This window comes from Mycobacterium sp. PO1, assembly GCF_017312405.1.
Lineage (GTDB): Bacteria > Actinomycetota > Actinomycetes > Mycobacteriales > Mycobacteriaceae > Mycobacterium.
Genome location: NZ_BLTG01000134.1, coordinates 1 through 1,434, shown reverse-complemented (window position 1 = coordinate 1,434; position 1,434 = coordinate 1). Strand labels below are relative to the sequence as shown.

Sequence of the window (1,434 nt, the reverse complement as noted above, 5' to 3'; positions counted from 1 at the left end):
CATAGGAGCCTGACCTCACCAGGTCCCATCACAGTCCCGTCCACCCGACCGGCCAGCGTCACAACCCACGTTGGAAGGTCGCAATGACAAGCATGAACCACAACCAGCGCCGCGGTCGAGTCGTGATCGGCGTCGACACCCACAAACACATCCACGTCGCGGTCGCCCTCGACGACTTCGGCGGCGTCCTGGGCAAGGAGAAGTTCACCGCAGACACCGCCGGGTACGGCCAGTTGATCGACTGGTCGATGACCCACGGTCATCTCCTGACCTTCGCCATCGAGGGAACCGGGTCCTACGGCGCCGGATTGACCGCCGCGGTCCGCCGCCGTGATATCGGTGTCGTGGAAGTGATGCGCACCGACCGCCGCGACCGCCGGTTACGAGGCAAGTCCGATTTCCTCGACGCCGAGAACGCAGCCCGCGCCGTGCTGGCCGGCCACGCCGACGCCGTACCGAAAACCGCCGACGGGCTGGTGGAAATGATCCGGACCATCAAAGTGGCCAAAGACGTTGCCGTAAAAGCGCGTACCTCGGCAATGATCTCGCTCAAGGCAGTCCTGGTCAATGCCCCAGCGCCCCTGCGTGAGCAATTGCAACCCCTGTCGAAGATGGCACTGATCCACCGCTGCGCAGGACTACGGCCCGGCTCGATGACCACAGTGGAGGCGGCGACCAAACACACACTGCGTTCCATCGCGCGGCGCTGGGAACAACTCAACGACGAAATCACCGCCCACGAAAAAATGCTCGCCGAACTCACCACAACCCTCGCACCGCAGCTCTGCGCTGCCTTCGGCGTCGGCGCCGACACCGCCGCCGAAATGCTCATCGTCGCCGGCGACAACCCCGAGCGAGTCCGCTCAGAGCCGGCCTGGGCTCGGCTCTGCGGCGTGGCACCCATCCCGGCGTCCTCAGGGATGACGACCCGCCACCGGCTCAACCGTGGCGGTCACCGCCAGGCCAACGCTGCGCTCTACCGCACCGTCATCGTGCGAATGCAGCATCACGAACCGACCAAGTCCTACGTAGCTCGCCGCACCGCCGAAGGCAAGACCAAAGCCGAGATCATCCGCTGCCTCAAACGACTCCTCGCCCGCGAAATATGGTCCCTTATGCGCCCTCTGCGTATCAATCCGCAGACCGTGGAATCCGCCGCTTGACGGATATAGGAGCATCAACGCGTTGGCCGAATCGGTGAACAGCAGCTACAAGACCGAACTCATCGACCACCAACCGCTCTATCCCGGCGCCACCGAGTTGTCGCTGGGAACGGCCGAATGGGTGGCGTTCTACAACCGGCAGCGACCCAACGGCTACTGCCAGGACCTGACACCGGACCGGGCCGAAGCCCTCTACTACCATCGCCAACGGCACCCTCACACCGAGGAGGCACTCAAATGACAGAGCCTCCCGACACGCCGGGGCGGATCA

The 1,434-nt window shown here is 64.4% G+C and carries 1 protein-coding gene and 1 pseudogene; both read left to right on the top strand.

Features of this window, described 5'->3' with window-relative positions; all coding sequences use genetic code 11:
* The first annotated feature begins 83 nt into the window (after positions 1-83).
* Entirely contained in the window at positions 84-1,163 is a 1,080-nt protein-coding gene (locus tag J3476_RS27400; protein WP_207069409.1) for an IS110 family transposase, read from the top strand.
* A gap of 16 nt (positions 1,164-1,179) precedes the next feature.
* Positions 1,180-1,326: pseudogene (locus J3476_RS27395) on the top strand (integrase core domain-containing protein); the annotation flags it as partial.
* Positions 1,327-1,434 lie beyond the last annotated feature (108 nt).

Coding starts and splice junctions, on each gene's coding strand:
- J3476_RS27400 (WP_207069409.1), top strand. CDS start 84: ATGACAAGCATGAACCACAACCAGCGCCGCGGTCGAGTCGTGATCGGC.